19 protein-coding genes are annotated in these 19,073 nt (G+C 68.7%); 12 read left to right on the top strand and 7 right to left on the bottom strand.

What is annotated here, in order from left to right; all coding sequences use genetic code 11:
- Nucleotides 1-164: 164 nt before the first annotated feature.
- Complete coding sequence (locus K6K41_RS26400) at nt 165-623, bottom strand: PaaI family thioesterase (protein WP_261403000.1); 459 nt, start codon at nt 621-623, stop codon at nt 165-167.
- A 138-nt stretch (nt 624-761) separates the two neighbouring features.
- On the opposite strand from K6K41_RS26400, the gene K6K41_RS26395 reads away from it, so the two are divergent.
- Both K6K41_RS26395 and K6K41_RS26390 read left to right on the top strand, forming a co-directional pair.
- Complete coding sequence (locus K6K41_RS26395; RefSeq protein ID WP_261402999.1) at nt 762-1,466, top strand: hypothetical protein; 705 nt, start codon at nt 762-764, stop codon at nt 1,464-1,466.
- Nucleotides 1,467-1,476: 10 nt separating this feature from the next.
- Complete coding sequence (locus K6K41_RS26390; RefSeq protein ID WP_261402998.1) at nt 1,477-1,893, top strand: CoA-binding protein; 417 nt, start codon at nt 1,477-1,479, stop codon at nt 1,891-1,893.
- 59 nt (nt 1,894-1,952) lie between these two features.
- Here K6K41_RS26390 and K6K41_RS26385 read toward each other — a convergent pair whose 3' ends face one another.
- Nucleotides 1,953-2,255 (bottom strand): hypothetical protein, encoded by a 303-nt coding sequence (locus K6K41_RS26385; RefSeq protein ID WP_261402997.1) that lies wholly within the window; start codon nt 2,253-2,255, stop codon nt 1,953-1,955.
- Nucleotides 2,256-2,401: 146 nt separating this feature from the next.
- Nucleotides 2,402-3,508: a COX15/CtaA family protein gene (locus K6K41_RS26380; RefSeq protein WP_261402996.1), complete on the bottom strand. Its 1,107-nt coding sequence runs from the start codon at nt 3,506-3,508 to the stop codon at nt 2,402-2,404.
- Nucleotides 3,509-3,615: 107 nt separating this feature from the next.
- On the opposite strand from K6K41_RS26380, the gene K6K41_RS26375 reads away from it, so the two are divergent.
- The gene (locus K6K41_RS26375) at nt 3,616-3,828 is read left to right on the top strand and encodes a DUF2842 domain-containing protein (protein WP_261402995.1); all 213 of its coding nucleotides are present in this window, start codon (nt 3,616-3,618) and stop codon (nt 3,826-3,828) included.
- A gap of 4 nt (nt 3,829-3,832) precedes the next feature.
- Here the strand turns inward: K6K41_RS26375 and K6K41_RS26370 are convergent, their stop codons facing one another.
- Nucleotides 3,833-4,888, bottom strand: coding sequence for a polysaccharide deacetylase family protein (locus K6K41_RS26370; RefSeq protein WP_261402994.1), 1,056 nt, complete (start codon nt 4,886-4,888; stop codon nt 3,833-3,835).
- A 205-nt stretch (nt 4,889-5,093) separates the two neighbouring features.
- On the opposite strand from K6K41_RS26370, the gene K6K41_RS26365 reads away from it, so the two are divergent.
- Genes K6K41_RS26365 through K6K41_RS26350 form a run of 4 tightly spaced genes read left to right on the top strand, consistent with a single transcriptional unit; the run spans nt 5,094 to nt 9,026 of the window.
- On the top strand, nt 5,094-5,666 hold the full coding sequence (locus tag K6K41_RS26365; RefSeq protein WP_261402993.1) for a TadE/TadG family type IV pilus assembly protein: 573 nt from the start codon (nt 5,094-5,096) through the stop codon (nt 5,664-5,666).
- The gene (locus K6K41_RS26360) at nt 5,666-6,235 is read left to right on the top strand and encodes a TadE/TadG family type IV pilus assembly protein (protein ID WP_261402992.1); all 570 of its coding nucleotides are present in this window, start codon (nt 5,666-5,668) and stop codon (nt 6,233-6,235) included. The genes K6K41_RS26365 and K6K41_RS26360 overlap by 1 nt, the downstream gene beginning before the upstream one ends.
- Nucleotides 6,229-7,710, top strand: a complete 1,482-nt coding sequence (locus K6K41_RS26355; RefSeq protein WP_261402991.1) for a pilus assembly protein — start codon at nt 6,229-6,231, stop codon at nt 7,708-7,710. Before K6K41_RS26360 ends, K6K41_RS26355 begins: the two co-directional genes overlap by 7 nt.
- Complete coding sequence (locus K6K41_RS26350; RefSeq protein WP_261402990.1) at nt 7,707-9,026, top strand: GNAT family N-acetyltransferase; 1,320 nt, start codon at nt 7,707-7,709, stop codon at nt 9,024-9,026. The genes K6K41_RS26355 and K6K41_RS26350 overlap by 4 nt, the downstream gene beginning before the upstream one ends.
- Before the next feature lie 33 nt (nt 9,027-9,059).
- Here K6K41_RS26350 and K6K41_RS26345 read toward each other — a convergent pair whose 3' ends face one another.
- Nucleotides 9,060-11,462 (bottom strand): exopolysaccharide transport family protein, encoded by a 2,403-nt coding sequence (locus tag K6K41_RS26345; RefSeq protein WP_261402989.1) that lies wholly within the window; start codon nt 11,460-11,462, stop codon nt 9,060-9,062.
- 123 nt (nt 11,463-11,585) lie between these two features.
- Here K6K41_RS26345 and K6K41_RS26340 point away from each other — a divergent pair, with 123 nt between their 5' ends.
- The 3 genes from K6K41_RS26340 to K6K41_RS26330 all read left to right on the top strand — a co-directional run bounded on the left by K6K41_RS26340 (nt 11,586) and on the right by K6K41_RS26330 (nt 15,063).
- Nucleotides 11,586-12,146, top strand: a complete 561-nt coding sequence (locus K6K41_RS26340) for a polysaccharide biosynthesis/export family protein (RefSeq protein WP_261402988.1) — start codon at nt 11,586-11,588, stop codon at nt 12,144-12,146.
- A gap of 150 nt (nt 12,147-12,296) precedes the next feature.
- Nucleotides 12,297-13,472, top strand: a complete 1,176-nt coding sequence (locus tag K6K41_RS26335) for a glycosyltransferase family 4 protein (RefSeq protein ID WP_261402987.1) — start codon at nt 12,297-12,299, stop codon at nt 13,470-13,472.
- A 202-nt stretch (nt 13,473-13,674) separates the two neighbouring features.
- Nucleotides 13,675-15,063, top strand: a complete 1,389-nt coding sequence (locus tag K6K41_RS26330) for an undecaprenyl-phosphate glucose phosphotransferase (protein ID WP_261402986.1) — start codon at nt 13,675-13,677, stop codon at nt 15,061-15,063.
- Between the two features lie 259 nt (nt 15,064-15,322).
- On the opposite strand, the gene K6K41_RS26325 is transcribed toward K6K41_RS26330, so the two are convergent.
- On the bottom strand, nt 15,323-15,487 hold the full coding sequence (locus K6K41_RS26325; RefSeq protein ID WP_261402985.1) for a hypothetical protein: 165 nt from the start codon (nt 15,485-15,487) through the stop codon (nt 15,323-15,325).
- A gap of 179 nt (nt 15,488-15,666) precedes the next feature.
- Here K6K41_RS26325 and K6K41_RS26320 point away from each other — a divergent pair, with 179 nt between their 5' ends.
- Nucleotides 15,667-16,308, top strand: coding sequence for an O-antigen ligase family protein (locus K6K41_RS26320; RefSeq protein ID WP_261402984.1), 642 nt, complete (start codon nt 15,667-15,669; stop codon nt 16,306-16,308).
- A 149-nt stretch (nt 16,309-16,457) separates the two neighbouring features.
- Nucleotides 16,458-17,513, top strand: coding sequence for a PLL family lectin (locus tag K6K41_RS26315; protein WP_261402983.1), 1,056 nt, complete (start codon nt 16,458-16,460; stop codon nt 17,511-17,513).
- Nucleotides 17,514-17,540: 27 nt separating this feature from the next.
- Here K6K41_RS26315 and murJ read toward each other — a convergent pair whose 3' ends face one another.
- The gene (murJ, locus tag K6K41_RS26310) at nt 17,541-19,073 is read right to left on the bottom strand and encodes a murein biosynthesis integral membrane protein MurJ (protein ID WP_261402982.1); all 1,533 of its coding nucleotides are present in this window, start codon (nt 19,071-19,073) and stop codon (nt 17,541-17,543) included.

The raw sequence follows: 19,073 nt of genomic DNA, 5'->3' as shown, positions 1-19,073 counted from the left end.
AAGCCATTTGAATTGGCAAGGCACGCCGATCGCCAATTTCACAACGAAAACAATGGCTTATAATTTTGGTATTTTATTACCCCTCTCTAGGGGCCTGAAAAGCATGCGCGACGCCGGCCGTTTCACGCCCCCGCCTGCGAGAGACGGGTCCCACATGTCGCGCCCTACCCCTTGGGCGGAATCGAATAGGTGGCGGTCACATGCGCGATGACGTCGTCGCTTCCCGCCGACGTCAGCTCCGCCTCCCCCACGGCAAGCGTCCGGCCGATCTTGAGGTAGCGGCACTCCGCGACGACATCGGCGAGCGCCGGGCGGCGCAGGAAATTGATGTTGAGGCTGGTGGTGACGGCGAGCTTCACCGGGCCGATCGCGCCGAGCAGCGCGACGTAGAGCGCGACGTCGGCGAGCGCCATCATGGCCGGGCCAGAGACCGTGCCGCCCGGCCTCAGGTGCCGCTCGCTCACCAGCAGCCGCATGCGCGCCTCGCCATAGCCGATCGTCTCGATCTCGTAGGTCGGCCCGCCCTCCTGCATCTGGGGGAATTCGCGCGCGAGAAAGGCGTTGACCTCATCGAGGGAAAGGCGCGGCGCGCGATCCTCGGCAAGGCGTGGCTTTTGCGTCATGGTCGCGTCCATATTCCCCCGTCATAGTCCCGATTCGAGAATGCCCCGTCCGGGGCGCTACAATGTCCAAGCGGCCGATGAAGCCGCATCGAGGCTTGCGCGCAACCCCGCGCGGGAATCGCCCTTCCGGAGGTCTTCATGCTCATCGCCGCGGGCCGCACGTCGCGCGTCATGCTTCTAGCAGCCTTCGCCGCAAGCGCGGCGATCTGGGCTCCCCCGGCGTTCGCCCAGCAATCCGGCGCGCCCTCCCAGACCGAGTCCTCGGCGGGCGATCTCGAACCCAAGCAGGTGCCGCTCCAGGGCAAGCAGGTCGAGGCCTTCATCGCGGCCTGGCCGGAGTTCGAGGCGCTGCGCGAGAAGCTCGCGGCGGCCAACCCGCAGGCCAAGGAGCAGGACAAGAACCCGCAGAACCAGCCCGAGAGCGACGAGGCCGAGGTCGGCGAGGCCGAGGATCCGATCGGCGCGCTCGCGGCCTATCTCGACGACGCCAAGGCCAAGCCCCAGATCGAGGAGATCCTCAAGAAGCACGGCTTCGCGACCTATTCCGACTGGGCCGACGTCGCGCAGTCCGTTCTGCTCGCCTTCGGCGCGAGCGACCCGGACGGCGGCGGCGCCGACCTCGCGGCCGAGAAGAAGAAGGTGCAGGACGAGATCAATGGCGACGCCGCGCTCTCGGAGGACGAGAAGAAGTCGGCGCTCAAGGATCTCGACGAGCAGTTCGCGGCACTCGAGAGCTTCCAGCCGCTTCCGGGCAACGTCGACGCCGTGAAGCCCTATCTCGACAAGATCAAGGATCTGTTCGGCGACGACGAGACCGACCCCGGCAGCGGCCAGAAGCCGTAAGGCGGCCGACATGCCGGTCGCCGACGCCGACATCCGCGATCTCCTCGAAGGCGTCCGCACCATCGCGGTCGTCGGGGCGAGTCCCAAGGCCGATCGCCCGAGCTACGACGTCGCGCAGTTCCTCGCGCGGAGCGGCTATCACGTGTTCCCGGTCAATCCGGCGCATGGCGGCGGCGAGATCGCGGGCCTGCCCGCTTATGCGAGCCTCGCGGACATTCCGGAGCCGATCGACATGGTGGACGTGTTCCGCGCGTCCGAACATGTCGCCGCCGTGCTCGACGAGGCGCTCGCTCTGCCGACGCCGCCAAAGGTGTTCTGGACGCAGCTCGGCGTCGTCGACGCCGAGGCGGCTGTCCGCGCCGAGGCTGCGGGGCTCGCGGTCGTCATGGACCGCTGCCCGAAGATCGAGCTCCTCGGCGACCACTGACACAAAAAACGCCGCGCCCCCAAGGGAGCGCGGCGCCGCAGGCGTCCGGCCGAAGCCGATCACCTCATTTCCGAGGCCTTCTCGGCGCGCTCGGCCATCGCCATGTCGGTTTTGGTCGTGGCGCGGTTGGCGTAGCCGGACGTCATCGCGGCCTGGGTCGACTGCGGGCTCGTGTCGGCGGGCGCCGGACGCCCCTCCTCCTCGGCCTTGGCGGCGTCGATGTCCTTCTGGGTCGTGGCGGCGTTCGAATAGCCCGCCGGACAGGGCGTGCCCGGCTTGACTGTCATGTCTTCGGCGAGCGCCGGCGAAGCGACGGCGGCGGCGAGCGCAGCCGCGGCGAGCAAGGGCGTCTTGCGAACCATGGTGGGATCCTTCCGCATGAGGTGAGCGAGAGGCCGTTGCGCCTCCCGTCTGCCCGACCAATGTAGATCGCCGGCGATCGTTCCGCGCCTATCGCCTAAATTGCAGACATGCTCACAATACATGCATTCGCCTAAATCGCCGTCGCTCATTCGGCCGGCTGAGGGGCGCCGAGCGGCGCATGGACACGGTCGCGGCGGGCGGATTGGCTCAGAAGCGCGACGTTCGCGACCGCCACCGCCAGAACCACCACCGCGCCGAACTGGTGCGCAAGGCCGAGCGACACCGGCACCACCGCCACCAGCGTCGCGATTCCGAGCGCCGCCTGGGCGACGATTAGCCCCGCGAGCCAGACGGCGCGCGTCCGCGCGCGCCCGTCGATGTCGGGCCGCATGGCCGAGATCGCATAGGCGAGCGCCGCGGCGAGGAGGAGATAGGCGCCCAGCCGGTGGTTGAGCTGCACCAGCGCGACGTTGTCGACGAAGTTCTCCCACCACGGCGTCACGGCGAAGAGCGCCTCGCGCGAGGGCGCGAGGCCGCCGTCCATCAGCGGCCAGGTGTTGAAGCTGAAGCCCGCCTTCGAACCCGCCACGAGGCCGCCGAGCAGGATCTGGCCGAACGACAGGGCGAGCACGCCCCAGGCGCCGGCGCGAAGGCCCGGACCCGCGGCCGAGGCGTCGCGGCCGAGCCGCCCGAGATAGGCGAGGAACAGCACGAGCGTCGAGAAGAACAGCAGCGCGAAGCCGAGATGCAGCGTCAGCTTCACCGGCGCGACAGCGGTCATGCCGGGCTGGAGGCCCGACGCCACCATGATCCAGCCGATCGCGCCCTGCGTGCCGAGCAGCAGCCCCATGGCGAAGAGCACGAGACCCTCCTTCAGGCTGACGCGCCGGGTGACTGCGGCGAAGAACAGGCCGAAGGCGAACACGAAGCCGATCGCGCGGCCGAGCTGCCGGTGGCCCCACTCCCACCAGTAGATGAACTGGAACTCCCCAAGCGACATGCCGGCGTTGAGCAGCCGGTACTGCGGGCTCTCGCGATACTTGGCGAATTCCTCCGCCCAGGCCGCCTCGCCGAGCGGCGGGATCGCGCCCGTGATCGGCTTCCATTCGGTGATCGAGAGACCGGAGCCGGTCAGGCGGGTCGCGCCGCCGATCACGACCATCAGCGCGACGAGCGCGAGGGTCAGGAAGAGCCAGGCGGCCACGAAACGGCGCGGACTCTCTGTACGCTGTGCCAAAGGGCGCTCCTTCAAGCGGCGAAGGGTCGGGGCCTGCGCCTTGCAGGCGCGCCGCCGGCTGCTTTAAGTCGCTGTGTTGGCGCGCACAAGGCGGCGTCTCGACACGATGCCCGGAGCCGGCGATGCCCCCGCGTGCGAAGAAGTTGATCGGCGGGGTCGTCCTGGTGGTCGGCGTTTCGGTCTATGCGCTCATCGTCATGATGATCGGGCAGATCAAGCTCGCGCAGTCGGGCGCGGGCGCGCAGCTCGCCTTCTTCGCCTTTTTCGGCCTGATCTGGATCGTGCCCGCCGCGTTTTTGATCCGCTGGATGGAGCGGGTCGACCCGAAACGATGACGGGCTAGCGGCCCAGAACGCGCTTGGCCGCCGCCATCAGCGCGAAGGGCGCGCCCGACAGATAGGCGTCGACCGCGGCGCGGGTCTGGAAATGGCCGTTGAGCGAGACGCGCGGCAGCGCCGTCGGCGTCTGCGCATGCGCTTGCGTCAGGTGGCCCGGCCGCGTCGTGACGGCGCTGGCGAAGCCGAGCTCGGCCGCGAGCGCATATTCACGGTCGCCGGCGGCCGCGAGGTCTCCGACCGGATAGGCGAAATGCGCCGGCGCGGCGCCGAGCCGCTCGGCGATCGCCTGCCAGCTTCCCGCCATCTCGGCGCGGGCGGTCTCGGGCGGATGCGTCGCGAGCATCGGGTGCGAGACCGTGTGCGCGCCGATCTCGACGAGCGGGTCGGCGCCGACCTCGGCGAGCTCGTCCCAGCGCATGCAGAGATCGCGCGCGAAAGCCGAGGCGTCGACGCCCCCGGCCTCGGCGATCTTGAGCGTCTCGGCCCGCAGCCGCTCCTCCGGCCCCTGCCGAAGCGCTCGCAGGATGGTCTTGAACGCGTTCGCCTTTTCATCGACGGTCCGGCACGACACAGATTTCCGCCCGTCCCCGAGGTCGACCTCGACGCGATCGGCCCGCGCGAGGCCCGCCTCGAGCTCGAGCCACCACAGCCGCGCGTGGCCGTCGGCGAAGTCCGAGGCGATGTAGAGCGTGGCCGGCGCGCCGTGCCGGCGCAGGATCGGCAAGGCGTGATCCCGAACGTCCCGATAGCCGTCGTCGAAGGTCAGATGCAGGAAGGGGCGCGGCGAGACGCCCGCCCTCACCCGGCTCAGCGCCTCGTCGAGGGTCACGAAGTCGAAGCCTGCGTTTCGGGCGCGGGTCAGCGCCAGGTCGAGAAACGTCGGCTCGATCTCGAGATGTCGGTTGGGCGCGAAGGCCCCGCCCGAGAACGGGCGCACATGGTGCAGCGTCAGGATCACGCCCAGCCCACGGGCATGCTTGGCGAGCGCTTTGTTCGCGCCGAAGTGATCGAGCGCAGAAAACGCGATCCGGAACAAACTCGTGCGCGCGTCTGGCATTACCTCAGCACCTCGGCAGGCGTCTTCGCACGAGAACTTCGCTCGACAAGGTAAACGAAACTTCTCCAAACCGGCCTGAAACTGACGGTTGTCGTCGCTTCATTAAAACTTTGCTCGACTTTTACTCGTATGGCTTCATCGATTGTAGAACTTTGAGGGCTAAGACCGTCGTTCGAGACAACTGCCTCGAGCGCGAAAGCCACAGATGACGCCCGCCCGCTTCGGCAAGATCGCACGCTTCAACCGCGACGCCCGCGGCGTCACGATGGTGGAGTTCGGGCTGATCGCGCCGGTGCTCACCCTGATGATCATGGGCATCGTCGAGCTCGGGCTGATGATGGCGGGCCAGGCGGTGCTCGACAACGCCACGTTCGTCGCCTCGCGCATCGGCAAGACCGGCTACGAGACCAAGGACAAGAAGCAGGACAAGCAGATCGCCGAGGCGATCCAGAAGGCTGCGTCCTCCTACCTCGATCCCAACAAGATCATCGTCACGAGCACGGCCTATTCGGACTACGACTCGATGAAGCCCGAGCCGTTCACCGACACCAACAAGAACGGCGTCCGCGACGCCGGCGAGCCGTTCGTCGACGTCAACGGCAACGGCTCCTACGACACCAATGTCGGCTCGAGCGGCTACGGCGCCTCGGGCCAGGTCGTCCTCTACACCGCGACCTACAACTGGACGCTCTTCACCCCGATGATCGGTCGGCTGATCGGCAAGAACAACGTGGTGCCGCTTCAGGCCCGCGTCGTCGTCAAGAACGAGCCCTTCTGATGGCGCCCCTCGCCCTCCTCCGCGCCAAGCTCGCGCGTTTCCGCCGGTCCGAGACGGGCCTCGCCGCGCTCGAGACGGCGCTGTTCGCGCCCGTGCTCGGCCTGCTCCTGCTCGGCGGCTACGACGTCGCCCGCTTCGTGAGCATCCGCTCGAACGTCGACAAGGTCGGCTTTTCGGTCGCGGACGTGACCTCCCAGTATCGCGAGCTCACCAGCGCCGCCATGCGGCAGGTCTTCATGGTCACCGGCTCGAGCATGCCGAACTACACCTCCGGCACGAACGGCGTCACGATCCTCACCTCGGTCTATCTCGACAACAAGACGCCCAAGGTGAAGTGGCAGTGCTACTCGACCACCGGCACCGCCTGGACCAGCAAGATCGGCGTCGAGGGCAACACCGCCGCCGTGAACACGGCGCTGCTCGCCGACGCCAACGACAACCTGATGGTGTCGGAAGTCTACTACCGCTTCACGCCGGTTCTTTCGACGTTCTTCAAGAACGGCTTCATGATCTACACCTCTTCGATCTATCGCCCGCGTCTGGGCACGTTGACGACGAAGCCATGCTGACGATCACGCGCACCATCAGGCGGATCGTCCGCCTCGCTCGCCCGGCCGCCCGTTCCGAAGAGGGCGCGGTCGCCCCGCTCATGGGCCTCATGCTTCTCATGCTGATCGGATGCACCGGCATCGCGATCGACACCGGCCGCTCCATGGTGGTGAAAGCCCGCCTCGTCAGCGCGCTCGACGCCGCAGGGCTTGCGGTCGGCGCGCGCACGACGACGGTCGACTACACCGCCGACGCGCGGAAGTTCGTCGACGCGAACTTCAAGGCCAACTACGCGGCCGCGACCGTCAACACCGTGACCGCGACTCTAAGCGCTGACAAGTCGACGATCACGCTCGCAGCCAGCGCGACAATGCCGACGATCTTCATGAAGCTTTTCGGTTCCAACGAAGTGACCGTGAAAGCTTCAACCGAGATCACCCGCGCCTCGACAGGCCTCGAACTCGTGCTGGTGCTCGACAACACCGGCTCGATGGGCCAGAGCGGCAGCATGCCGTCGCTGAAGTCCGGCGCGAGTTCGCTGGTCGAGGGCCTGTTCACCAACAGCCCGACCGACGTCTTCATCGGCCTCGTGCCGTTCTCCCAGGCGGTCAGCATCGGGCCGAGCCTGACGACGGGCGCGGCCCTCAGCCTCCCGGCGACCTACGTCCAGGCCACCTCGCTCGTGAAGACGGGCTACACGACCTATTACACCGGCTGCCTCGAGGAGCGCACCGGCGGCCTCGACGTCACCGATGATCCGCCTGTGCTCCTTAACGCCAACAGCCTGTTCAAGGCCTATTACAGCCCGGACACCGCGACCAAGAAGGAAGTGAAGGCGAAGGATTCCGAGGCCCAGGTCAACGACTGGATCACGCCCACCTGGCTCGGCAACAACTACAACGTCTTCTACACGGGCTACGGCGTCGACGAGCAGCAGGGCCCGGCGGCCTACTGCCCGCAGGCGATGACGCCGATGACGAACAACAAGACCAAGCTTCTCACCGCCATCAACGCCATGACGGCCCAGGGCTCGACCTTCATCAACATCGGCGCGGTGTGGGGCTGGCGCATGCTGTCGCCGAACTGGCGCGGCTTCTGGGGCGGCGACATGCTGGCCAACAAGCAGCCGCTCGCCTACGGCACGAAGAACATGAGCAAGGTCGCGGTCATCATGACCGACGGCGAGAACAGCTTCACGCCGAAATACTACAGCGCCTACGGTTATCTGAGCGAGGGAAGGCTGGGCGAAACCAAGCGCTCGTTGGCCGAGAGCGAGCTCGACGACCGGCTCAAGAAGGTCTGCAACAGCATGAAGGCGAACGACATCACCGTGATGACCATCGCCTACGACAATCCGGACGCCTCGACCAAGTCGATGCTGCAGGCCTGCGCGACCAACACCAGCTACTATTTCGACGCCGGCAGCTCGAGCGAGCTGATCAAGTCCTTCGACCTGATCCGCGGCGCGCTGTCGAAGCTCCGGGTCAGCAAATGACGGGCGCGATGCTGTCGCAGGCGCAGGACCGCTCGATGCGGACGGCGACGTCCGCATCCGCGGCGCGCCAGAGCCTCGGCGGCGCTCAGCGAACCGAAGCTCCGGCCGGCAAAGCCGCCTCGGCGTCGGTCGCGACCGGCGGCGACGGCGCGCGCGCTTTCACCAGCGTCGAGATCCACCGCGACGTCGCCTCGGCTGCGGCCGACTGGTCGCGCCTGCTCGGGGACGCCCTCGCGGGACCCTATCAGAACCCGGACTTCATGGCCGCCTGGGCGCGCCACGCCGGCGCGGCGGAAGGCGCCTCGCCCCTGATCGCGATCGCCCGCGACGAGCGCGGCGAGCCCGTCGCTTTGCTGCCGCTGTGCGTCCGGCGCCGTTTCGGCGTGGCCACCGCGCGCTTCATCGGCGGCAGCCACGTCAACTACAATCTGGCGGTGATCCGCCGCGACCGGCTCGACGCCTTCGCGGGCGGCGAGGCCGAGCGGCTGCTCGTCGAGACGGCGCGCGAGGCCGGCGTCGACGCCTATCACCTCGTCAACCAGCCGCGGCTGTGGATGGGAACCCCCAATCCGCTCGCCTCGCTGCCGAGCCAGCCCTCCGCTGACGACGCCTATTGCGGGCCGCTGGCGCCCAGCCTCGAGGAGCATCTGCGCCTCTATGTTTCGGCGAAGTCCCGCTCCAACCAGCGCCGCAAGATGCGCCGGTTCGAAGAGCGCGGAGCGCCGAAGCTCTACCGCGCCGAGACCCCTGAGCAGCGCCGTCGCCTGCTCGACGCCTATTTCCGGCAGAAGGCGGAGCAGTTCGCCGCGCGCGGCGTCGACAACGTGTTCGAGCGCCCCGGCGTCTACGAGTTCCTGGCGCAGGCCGCCGGTCTCACGGGCGAAGCGGCGACCATCGACCTCTACGGCTTCGACATGGACGACGAGGTCGTGGCCGTGCATGGCGGCGTCGCCGACGGCTCGCGCTATTGCGGCATGTTCATCTCGATCACCAGCAGCGAGCACGCCAAATACAGCCCCGGCGAGATGCTGATGAACTTCGTCGTCGAGGAGCAGATCCGCCGCGGCCTGTCGAGCTTCGACCTCGGCGTCGGGGCCGCGACCTACAAGAAGATGTACTGCCCCGATCCGGAGCCGCTGTTCGATTCGATCTTCGGCGTGACCGCTAAGGGCCGGGCGGTCGCAGGCGCCGCCGCAGCCGCCGCGGCGCTCAAAGCCAGGATCAAGGCGACGCCCTGGGCTTACGGCCTCATCGGCAAGCTCCGAAAGGCCCGCGCGGGCCACAGGCCCGAAGTCGCCGGCCCGGCAGCCGACTAAGGATCCGTCTTACGACCGGTTTTCCAAGACCGGTCAGGCCGCGAGCCAGCGGCCCCGCGGGCGGTCGTCGTCGTTGGGCACCAGAAGCACCACGACGTCGTCGATGCCCGTCCGCTTGAGGCGCTCATGCGCCTCGACGGTCGTGGCGTCCGCCGCGCTCTTGTCCGACAGCAGCACGGCGGCGCCGCAGAACGGCGCGAAGGCGTCCGCGCCGCCGAGACCGCCGGGCGCCGCCACCATGACGAAGTCGTAGGTGAGGGCGAGCGCGTCGAGCACGATGTTGAGCCGCGCGGTCGCGTGGGCGTCGAGGCGCGTGAAGGCGTCCGAGCCCTGCGGCACGAGATGGACGCGCGATCCGTCGGTGCGGTGGATCGCCTGCGCGAAGGTCGCGTCGCCGAGCAGCAGGTCGGACAATCCCGGCGAACCGTCGGACTCCGAACCGCCCGAGGCGTCGATCAGCACCACGCGCCTGCCCTGCTCCGACACGGTCGAGGCGATCCGCGAGGCGACGCCGAAGACGTCGAGGCCCGGCCGCGCGCCTGCCGAAAGGATTCTGAGCGCGCCGTTGTCGGCAGGCGCCGAGGCGAGCTGGCGCGCAAGCGCCGCGACGAGGCTGGCGTCCGCGACCTCGATCGCCGCGGCCTCCGCCATCGCCGGCTGCGGCGCGACGGGCTGGGGCTTCGAAGGCTGAGATTTGACGGGCTGGGGCTTGACCGGCTGCGGTCTGGCGGCCTGGGGCTTCGCGGTCTCGGAGACGACAGGCGCGGGTTCGGCGGCAGGCGTCTGCGCGACCGCGGGCGATTCGTGCGCCGGCTCCCTTGCGGGGCGCGGCGCCGACATCGCGGTCAGGTCGGGCTGTCGCGCCGTGGTCGGCGCGGGCTTGGCCGCGGGCTTTTCGGCGGCGGGCTTGGAGATCGGCCCGCGCAACCGCCCGAACGCCGTCGTCGTCTCGCCGACGGCCGGCGGCGGCGTGGCGTCGCCGCTTTCGGGACGGCGAACCGGCGTCGAGAACAGCTCGGCGGCGGCGGCCGCGAACAGCGCCAGCACGAAGGCGCCGATCGTCGCGAGAAGGACGGTCGGGCCCTTCTTCGGGAAATAGGGCTCGGCCGCCGCAGCGCCGCGCGAGATCACGCGGGCGTCGGCGAGGAGGCCTTCGGGGTTCTCGCGCGCGCTCGTTTCGCGATAGCGGTTCAGCATCTGCTCGAGCAGCTCGCGCTGCGAGCGGGCGTCGCGCTCCATCGCGCGCAGCTGGACGTCCTGATTGTTGGCGCTCGCGGCGTCGCCCTTCATGCTTTCGAGCTGCTTCGTCAGCGCCGCGACCCGCGCGCCGGCGGTCTTGGCGTCGTTCTCGAAGGCGCGGGCGAGCTTCTCGGCTTCGGAACGGATCTGGCCGTCGAGGCCGTTCAGCTGCGCCGACAGCTCGCGCATGCGCGGATGCTGCGGCAGCAGCGTGCGGCCCTCGCTCGCGATCTGGGCGGCGAGTCGCGAGCGTTCCTGCGCAAGCGAGCGGATGAGCTCGGAATTGGCGATGTCGAGCGCCTCGGCCGGGCGGCCCTGCCGAAGCGTCGCGCGGATGTTGTCGGCCTTGGCCTGCGCGTCGTTCTGCTGGGAGCGGCTCGCCGAAAGCTGAACGGTCGTGTCGCCGAGCTGCTGAGCCGCGACGGTGGTGTTGTTGGTGCCGACCAGGAGGCCCGCCTTGGCGCGGAACTGCTCGACGCGCTCCTCGGCCTCGCCGACCTTGGCGCGCAGCGTCTCGATCTCGTCGGCGAGATACTGGCTCGTCTGCCGGTTCGTGGCGCGCTTGGCGTCGCGCTGGATGTCGAGATAGGCGTCCGCGAAACCGTTGACGACCCGCGCCGCGACGTCCGGGTTCTTGGCGGTGAACTCGACCCCGACCACGCGCGAGCCCGTGACCGGGTAGACGGTGAGATCCTGGACGACGTTGTCCACGACCTTCTCGTTGAAGGGCTGCGCGCTTTCGGCGCCGCCGAGGCCGAGCGCGCGCATCAGCCCGCCCACAAGGCCCGGACGGTCGGCGGCGAATTCGGGATTGGCCGCGAGGTCGAGCGACTTGACCACCTGGCGCGCGAGGTCGCGCGACTGCATCAGCTGGACCTGGCTCGCCACCGCCTGTTCGTCGGGAAGCGACTCGCGGTCGGTCGCCGAGCGCGGCGCGGCGATTTCGCGGTTCTCGATGAGAATCAGCGCGTTCGAACGGTAGTAGGGCGAGGAGAGCTGGACGAACGCCACCGCAGCGGCCGCGGCGAGCAGCGTCGGGAGGATGATCGCCATCCGCCGCCGCCAGATGCCGCGCCCAAGCGCGCGCAGGTCGACCTCGCCCCCGTCGGAGCGTTCGCCAATCCTGCCTTCAACGCTTGTTTCGGCCATGCCGAGCACCTCGAAGTCCGCGCGCTCGCGGGTTTCGTCAACGCTCACTTCACCATGTCATGGTTGCCGCACGGTTAATCGTCTTGAGGCTCGAAGTCGGCGCGGCAACCGATCGTTAACCCTGTTGGCGTAACGAACAATAAACCTTGTCGCCATTCGGGGGTCATCTTCATGCGGCCGCGCAGCGTCACCATCGGGCTGATCCTCGCCGCCGGTCTGGGCGGCTGCGCCGCGCCGAAGGCCGTGCCCCCGCCGCTCGCGGCGGAGTTCAACGAGCCCTACATGCTCGCCTCCGGCGATCGCCTGCGGGTCAACGTCTTCGGCCAGCAGAACCTCTCGAACACCTATGCGATCGAACCGGACGGCGCGATCGCGATGCCGCTGGTCGGGCGCATGAAGGTCGACGGCAAGACCTCCGACCAGGTCCGCGCAGGCATCGAGGCCAAGCTCAAGGCCGGCTTCCTGCGCGACCCCAACGTCTCGGTCGAGATCGAGTCCTACCGGCCGTTTTTCATTCTCGGCGAGGTCACGCAGGCCGGGCAGTATCCGTATGTCGCCGGCATGACCGCCCAGAGCGCCGTCGCGATCGCCAACGGCTTCAGCCCGCGCGCCGAGAAGGACCGGGTCGAGCTGACCCGCCGCAACGGCGACCGCGTGTTCAAGGCCGAGGTGCCCCTCACCTACCCGATCCGGCCGGGCGACACGATCACGGTTCAGGAGCGCTGGTTCTGAGCAGCGTCTCTTCCTGACACGGAAAACGTGTCGCATCCCGCCGACCGCCGCCTTTGAAGACGTGGGCTTAAGGCTTTGAGCGCTACCCTGAGGGCAGAACCTCGCTGGCCGCAGCCCTCAGGCATGCGTCCGGCCGCGCGCGAAGCCGACATGTCCCACCCGACCGCGACAGAGCAGACCAGCCCGACCGACGACGCCCTGCGTATCGTCCATGTCGTGCGGTCGCCCGTCGGCGGCATCTTCCGGCACATCGCCGACCTCGCCACCGCGCAGGCGGCCGCCGGCCACAGCGTCGGCCTCGTCTGCGACAGCCTGACGGGCGGAGCCTTCGAAGACGAACGCATCGCGCGGCTCGGCGCGTCACTCGCGCTCGGCGTCGTGCGGCTCCCGATCGCGCGCGACGTCGCGCCGTCGGATCTCGCCGCTCGCCAAGGTCCGCCGGGCGCTCGGGCCGCTCGGGCCCATGTCGTCCACGCCCATGGCGCGAAGGGCGGCGTGTTCGGCCGCGTCGTCGGCGCCTGGCTCGGGCGCAGCCAGCCCTTGGCGCGCTTTTACGCCCCCCATGGCGGCAGCCTCCATTACGACCGCAAGTCGCGCGAGGGGCGGCTCTACTTCACCGTCGAGCGGGCGCTCGAACGGGTCACCGATTCGCTTATCCATGTGAGCGGCTACGAGGCGCGGGTCTACGAAGAGAAGGTCGGACGCCCCGCCTGCGGCGCGGTGGTGGTGCGCAACGGGCTGACCGCGGAAGAGTTCGAGCCGGTCCAGCCCCGCCCCGACGCCGCCGATTTTCTCTATCTCGGGATGCTGCGCGACCTCAAAGGCGTCGACGTCTTCCTCGAAGCCATGAAGCGGCTCCATGACGGCGGGACGCCGGCCACCGCGGTCGTCGTCGGCGACGGGCCGGACGAGGCGCGCTACCGCGCTTTCGCGGCCGAGGCGGAGATCGCCGATCACGTCCGCTTCGTGCCGCCGACGCCGGCCCGCGACGCCTTTCCGCTTGGCCGGGCCATCGTCGTGCCGTCGCGCGCGGAATCGATGCCCTACGTCGTTCTCGAGGCCGTCGCGGCGGGCGTCCCGATGGTCGCGACCAATGTCGGCGGCATCCCGGAGATCTTCGGACCCCATTCCGACGAGCTCGTTCCGGCCGCCGACCCTGCGGCGCTTGCGGCCGCAATGGCGCGGCTGCGCGCCGATCCGGACGCCGCCCGCAACGCCGCCGAGGCCCGCCGCGCCCATGTCGGCGGCGAGTTTTCGCTCGATGAGATGTCGTCGCGGATCGAGACTGTTTACCGCGGCATCGAAAACCGACGCAAGGCGTTCTGAGTCCCGCTCGTAAGCATATTTTCGGCTTTCCGGCGCATGCTTTCCCGATCGTACGGGGAAAGCCCGGAGACGCGACCGACATGAGCATGGCCCAGTTCGACATGAGGAACCTCCGGCGGAAGCCGCGACGCCCCGTCAGGCGAGCCTCAACGCCCAGGCCCGCGAGATCGCGGAGCAGTTCAGCGCGGCGTCGATCTCGCAGGTGCTGCTGGTCGGAGGCGTGCGCCTGCTCGACGCCGCGATCGTGATCGGCGCCGGCCTCGGCGCGCACGAATACGCCTTCCCCGGCTCGCCCGCGATCGCCTGGCCCTATCTCGCCGCGATGACGGCGAGCGTCGTGCTCCTCGCGATCTTCGCGCAGGCCGCCGACGCCTATCACGTCGTCGCCTTCCGCTCGCTCGGCGGCCAGGTCGGGCGTCTGCTCGGCGCCTGGACGCTGGTGTTCGCCGGTTTTGCGGTGATCGGCGCGTTCTTCGACTTCGGCGGCATGGTGGCGCGGAACTGGCTCGGCTTCTGGTTCGTGTTCGGCGCCGGCGGCTTCATCTTCTCGCGCGCCTGCCTCGTCGTGATGGTGCAGCGCTGGGCCCGCGACGGCAGGCTCGGCCGAAAGGCGGTCATCGTGGGCGGCGGCGAGCCGGCCGCCGACCTCATCCGCGCGCTCGAATCGACGCCCGGCAACGACGTCAACATCTGCGGCGTGTTCGACGACCGCTCCAACGACCGCTCGCCCGCGATCGTCGCCGGCTATCCGAAGCTCGGCAACATCGCCGAGCTCGTGGAGTTCGGGCGCCTGGCCAAGATCGACCTGCTGATCGTCACGATCCCCGTCTCGGCCAAGGGCCGCGTCGCCGAGATCCTGAAGACGCTCTGGGTGCTGCCGGTCGACATTCGCCTGTCCGCCCACACCGACAAGCTGCGCTTCCGTCCCCGCGCCTATTCCTATCTCGGCGCGATCCCGATGGTGGAGCTCGCCGAAAAGCCGATCCAGAACTGGGACTTCGTGGCCAAACGCGCGTTCGACCTGATCGTCGGGACGCTCGCGCTGATCTTCCTCGCGCCGCTGATGATCGGCGCCGCGATCGCGATCAAGCTCGACACCAAGGGCCCGGTTCTTCCGCCAAAGCGCTACGGCTTCAACAACGAGGTCATCTCGATCTTCAAGTTCCGCTCGATGAAGCACGAGATGGCCGACCCCGACGCCAAGGTCGTGGTCACCAAGGGCGACCCGCGCGTGACCCGCGTCGGCCGCTTCATCCGCAAGACCTCGATCGACGAGCTGCCGCAGCTGTTCAACGTGCTGAAGGGCGAGCTGTCTCTGGTCGGCCCGCGTCCGCACGCGGTCAACGCCCACACCTCGCAGCGGCTCTGGAACGACGTCGTCGACGGCTATTTCGCCCGCCACAAGGTCAAGCCCGGCGTCACCGGCTGGGCGCAGATCAACGGCTGGCGCGGCGAGATCGACGACAACGAGAAGCTCAGGAAGCGCGTCGACCACGACCTCTACTACATCGAGAACTGGTCGATCCTGTTCGACGCGGTCATCCTCGCCAAGACGCCCTTCGCGCTGACGAAGAGCGAGAACGCCTACTGAGATGAGCGTCGTCGGGACCTACGAGCGGGGCGCGCCTCGCCCGCTGACGGTCTCGCGCGAGGCGCTCCGCGAGGGCGTCGTCTGGATCGCCGTCGTCTCGAGCTTCTTCGTGATGTTCGAGCCGGCGGCCTACGATCTCCTGATCGTCGGCGCGCCTGCTGTTCGCCTTCACGGGCCTTCGGCTGCCGCGCGTCCTGCTGCCCTTCCTGCTGCTCGTGATCCTCTACCAGCTCGGCGCCGTGGTCGCGCTGACCAAGATCTACGACCAGCCGAAGACCATCATGTGGACGATCGTCGGCGTGTTTCTCGCCGCGACCGGCGTGTTCTTCGCGCTGTTCGTCGTCGACCGCACCGAGGAACGCGCCAGGCTCATCTCCAACGCCTGGGTGGTCGCCGCCTCGATCAGCGGCGCGCTCGCCATCATCGGCTACTTCCGCCTCGCGCCGTTCTCCGAGAGCCTGCTGCTCTACGGCCGAGCCAAGGGCGCGTTCAAGGACCCGAACGTCTACGCGCCGCACCTCATCTTCCGCGCTGATCCTGATCCAACGCCTCTATTTCGCCGATCTGAAGCGCTCGCTCCTGACGCTTGTTCCCCTTGGCCTCGTGGTCGCGGGCGTGCTGCTGTCGTTCTCGCGCGGCTCCTGGGGCCATCTCGTCGCCTCGACCGCCATAATGACGGCGCTGACGCTGCTCGCCGCCCCCTCGCCCGGCCGGCGCGCGCGCATCCTCGTCACCTGCGTCGTCGCGGTCGCGGCGGCCGCGCTTTTCATCGTCGCGCTGCTACAGATCCCGTCGGTCGAGCAGCTGTTCCTCGAGCGCGCCGTGCTCGAGAAGAGCTACGACACCGGCTATGGCGGCCGCTTCACCAACCACACCATCGGCTGGCGCGTGGTGCTGGATCAGCCCTTCGGCATCGGCATCTTCCAGTTCTCGAAGCTCGTCGGCATCGACGTCCACAACACCTATCTGAACGGCTTCCTGTCCTATGGCTGGCTCGGCGGCGTCTCGTTGCTCGCCTTGACGGGCCTCACCGCCTTCTTCGGACTGCGCTACGTGCTGACGCCGACGCCGTGGCGGTCGGTCTTCATCTGCGCGTTTTCAACCTGGGCGGTACTGATGATGGAGGCCGCGGTCATCGACGTCGACCACTGGCGCCACCAGTGGGCCCTGCTCGGCATGACATGGGGCTTCGTCGCGGCCAACCTCGCCTGGGAACGCCGGCAAAGCATTCAGAGAAATCACTAAAGGTAACTAGAAACCATTATTTGATCGGAAGATCACAATCACAAGAACTCGCGTCGTCGAAACTTCGTTTGACCTTACGCCATACGAGAGTACGCTCCCGACCGTCTTAGATCGTCCGGCGGGACGCTGGGCGCACGGTGGGGGTGAGCATGGCTTTGCATCATCGGTTGGCGTGCGTCGCGGCGGCTGTCGTCGCGGCGCTTTCGGTCTCCGCGCCGCAGGCGCGCGCGGCGTTCAGCGAATTCTCAAGTCTCGGCAAGGACAAGGTGCTGAGCGACGTAGCCTGCATCGCGGCGCCCAAGGGCGCGGTCTGCACGGCGCAGAGCATCGACTCCAAGCTCGCGGTCAACAAGTACAACGGCTCGAAATGGAGCGGCTGGGATCTCATCGGCGCGGGCGTCGTCTCCAAGCCCAGCTGCGCCCAGGCGACGAGCAAGCTCGTGGTGTGCGCGGCGCGCCATGAAAGCGGCGGCGTGATGGTCGTCACGTACAACGGCAAGTGGAGCAAGCCCGAGATCGTGAAGGGCGACACGAGCTCGGCCCCGAGCTGCGCCGGCGTCGGCGAGGACAGCGCGGTCTGCGTCACGCGCGGCGTCGACGGCTCCCTCTACTGGCTGAAGTCCGACGGCGACAAGACCAGCGGCCTCACCAAGCTCAACGGCGCCACCACGGTCCCGCCGCGCTGCTCGCCCGACAATCGCTTCACCGCGACCCGCATGGCGATCTGCATGTACGGCAACACCGACGGGCACATCTACGCCCGCCGCTTCGACGGCAAGGGGGCGACCGGCGCGCTCGACCTCGCAGGCCTCACCTACACCGAGGTCAACTGCACCGAGCTCGGCAAGGGCACCGGCGGCCGCGTGACCTGCGTCACCAAGAACCAGTTCTCGAACCTCTACCTGACCTCGTTCGCGGGCGGCCCCTTCCAGACCACCGGCTGGTCGGCCTACGCCTATATCGGCGGCTCGGTGGCGGGAGCCTCGAGCTGCGGCGCGATCGCGTTCAACCAGATCGGCTGCGCGCTCGTCGGCACGGACTCGCAGCTGTTCGTCTACCAGGTCGTGAACGGCACCTTCTCGGGCTTCACGGCGATGGGCGGGACGTTCGTCGGCACGCCGAGCTGCTTCGCGCTGGAGATCGGCAAGGTGATGTGCGCGGCGGTCGGCACCGACGGCGTCGCGCGCAGCACCGTCGGTCCGTAATCCGACCAGGCTCCGGGCGGGCGGCTCTCAGCGGGCCGTCCGCCCGGCCGCCCTGCGCGCGAGCAGAAGGCTCGGCAGCGCGACCGCGCCATAGGCCCCGAGGCCGACGACGCCGATGAGCGCCGCAGGGGCGATGTCCGGAAACGCCGGGATCAGTCCCTTCAGCTCCGCGGCCGGCGCGAGCGACCAGCGGATCGCCGCGATCGAGGCGACGGTCGCAAGGCCATAGCCGAGAAGATTGATCACGAAGCGCCGGTCCGGCTCGAACCCGCCGCGCCCGCGCAGCAGCCAGCTCAGCAGCGCGACGTTCACGCAGGCGCCGATCGCGGTCGCGAAGGCGAGGCCGGCGCTGGCGTAGGTTCCGACGAGCGCGAGCTTCAGCGCGATGTTGACGAGCGTCGCGAGCGCCAGCGCCTTGACGGGGGTCGCCGTATCGCCGGCGGCGTAGAAGGCCGGCGTCACGCATCTCAGCGCCACGATCGCCGGAAGTCCCACCGCATAGGCCTGGAGCGCCGCGGCCGAGCCCGCGACCGCCGCCGCGTCAAAGGCGCCGCGCCCGAAGAGCGCCGCCACGATCGGCTCCGGGGCCGCGGCGAACAGCGCGACGAAGGGCAGCGTCATCAGCATCGCGCCCTCGAGCGCGCGATTGAGCCGGTCGCGGGCACCGGCCTTGTCGTCGGCCGCGAGCCGCCGCGACAGCTCCGGCAGCAGCACTGTGCCGACCGCGATGCCGACGACCGCAAGCGGCAGCTGGTAGAGCCGGTCGGCGTAATAGAGGTAGGAGACCGAGCCCGTCGGCAGCAGCGAGGCCAGGATCGTGTCGGCGAACATCGCGATCTGGACGCCGGCCGACCCCAGAACCGCAGGCCCGAACCCCTTGAGGAAACTGCGGACATTGGCGGTGATGCGGGGAAGTTTCAGGCTCAGGCGCTTGCCCGCTTTGAGCAGGTCGCTCCAGACGAGCGCGAGCTGGGCGAAGCCCGAGACCAGAACGCCCCAGGCGAGCGCATGCGCGACGGTCGGGAACCAGGAGGCGCAGAGCAGCGCGCCGATCATGCAGACGTTGAGCAGGATCGAGGCCGAGGCGGCGGCGGCGAAGCGGTCATGCGCGTTGAGCACGCCCGCCACCAGCGTCATGGCCGAGATCAGCAGCAGGTAGGGGAAGGTGATGCGGGTCAGCGTCGCGGTGAGAGAGAGCTGCGCCGGATCGTCCGAGAAGCCGGGCGCGAGCGCCGAGACCACGTAAGGCGTGAACGCCATCGCGAGGATGAGCAGCACGAACTGCGCGGTGAGCGTGATGGCGAGCACGTCCTCGGCGAACTCTTTCGCGGCCGCCTCGCCTTCCTTGGTCAGCGCGCGGGCGTAGCCCGGCACGAAGGCGGCGTTGAACGCGCCTTCGGCGAAGATCGCCCGGAAATGGTTCGGCAGGCGGAACGCCACCATGAAGGCGTCGGCGAGCGGCCCTGCGCCGAGCAGCGCCGCCATCATGACGTCGCGCACGAAGCCGAAGGCGCGGCTGACGAGCGTCAGTCCGCCGACCGAAGCCGCCTTACGCCACAT

It is taken from the genome of Chenggangzhangella methanolivorans (assembly GCF_019797865.1).
Lineage (GTDB): Bacteria > Pseudomonadota > Alphaproteobacteria > Rhizobiales > Methylopilaceae > Methylopila > Methylopila methanolivorans.
This window is presented reverse-complemented; position numbering and strand designations above follow the sequence as displayed.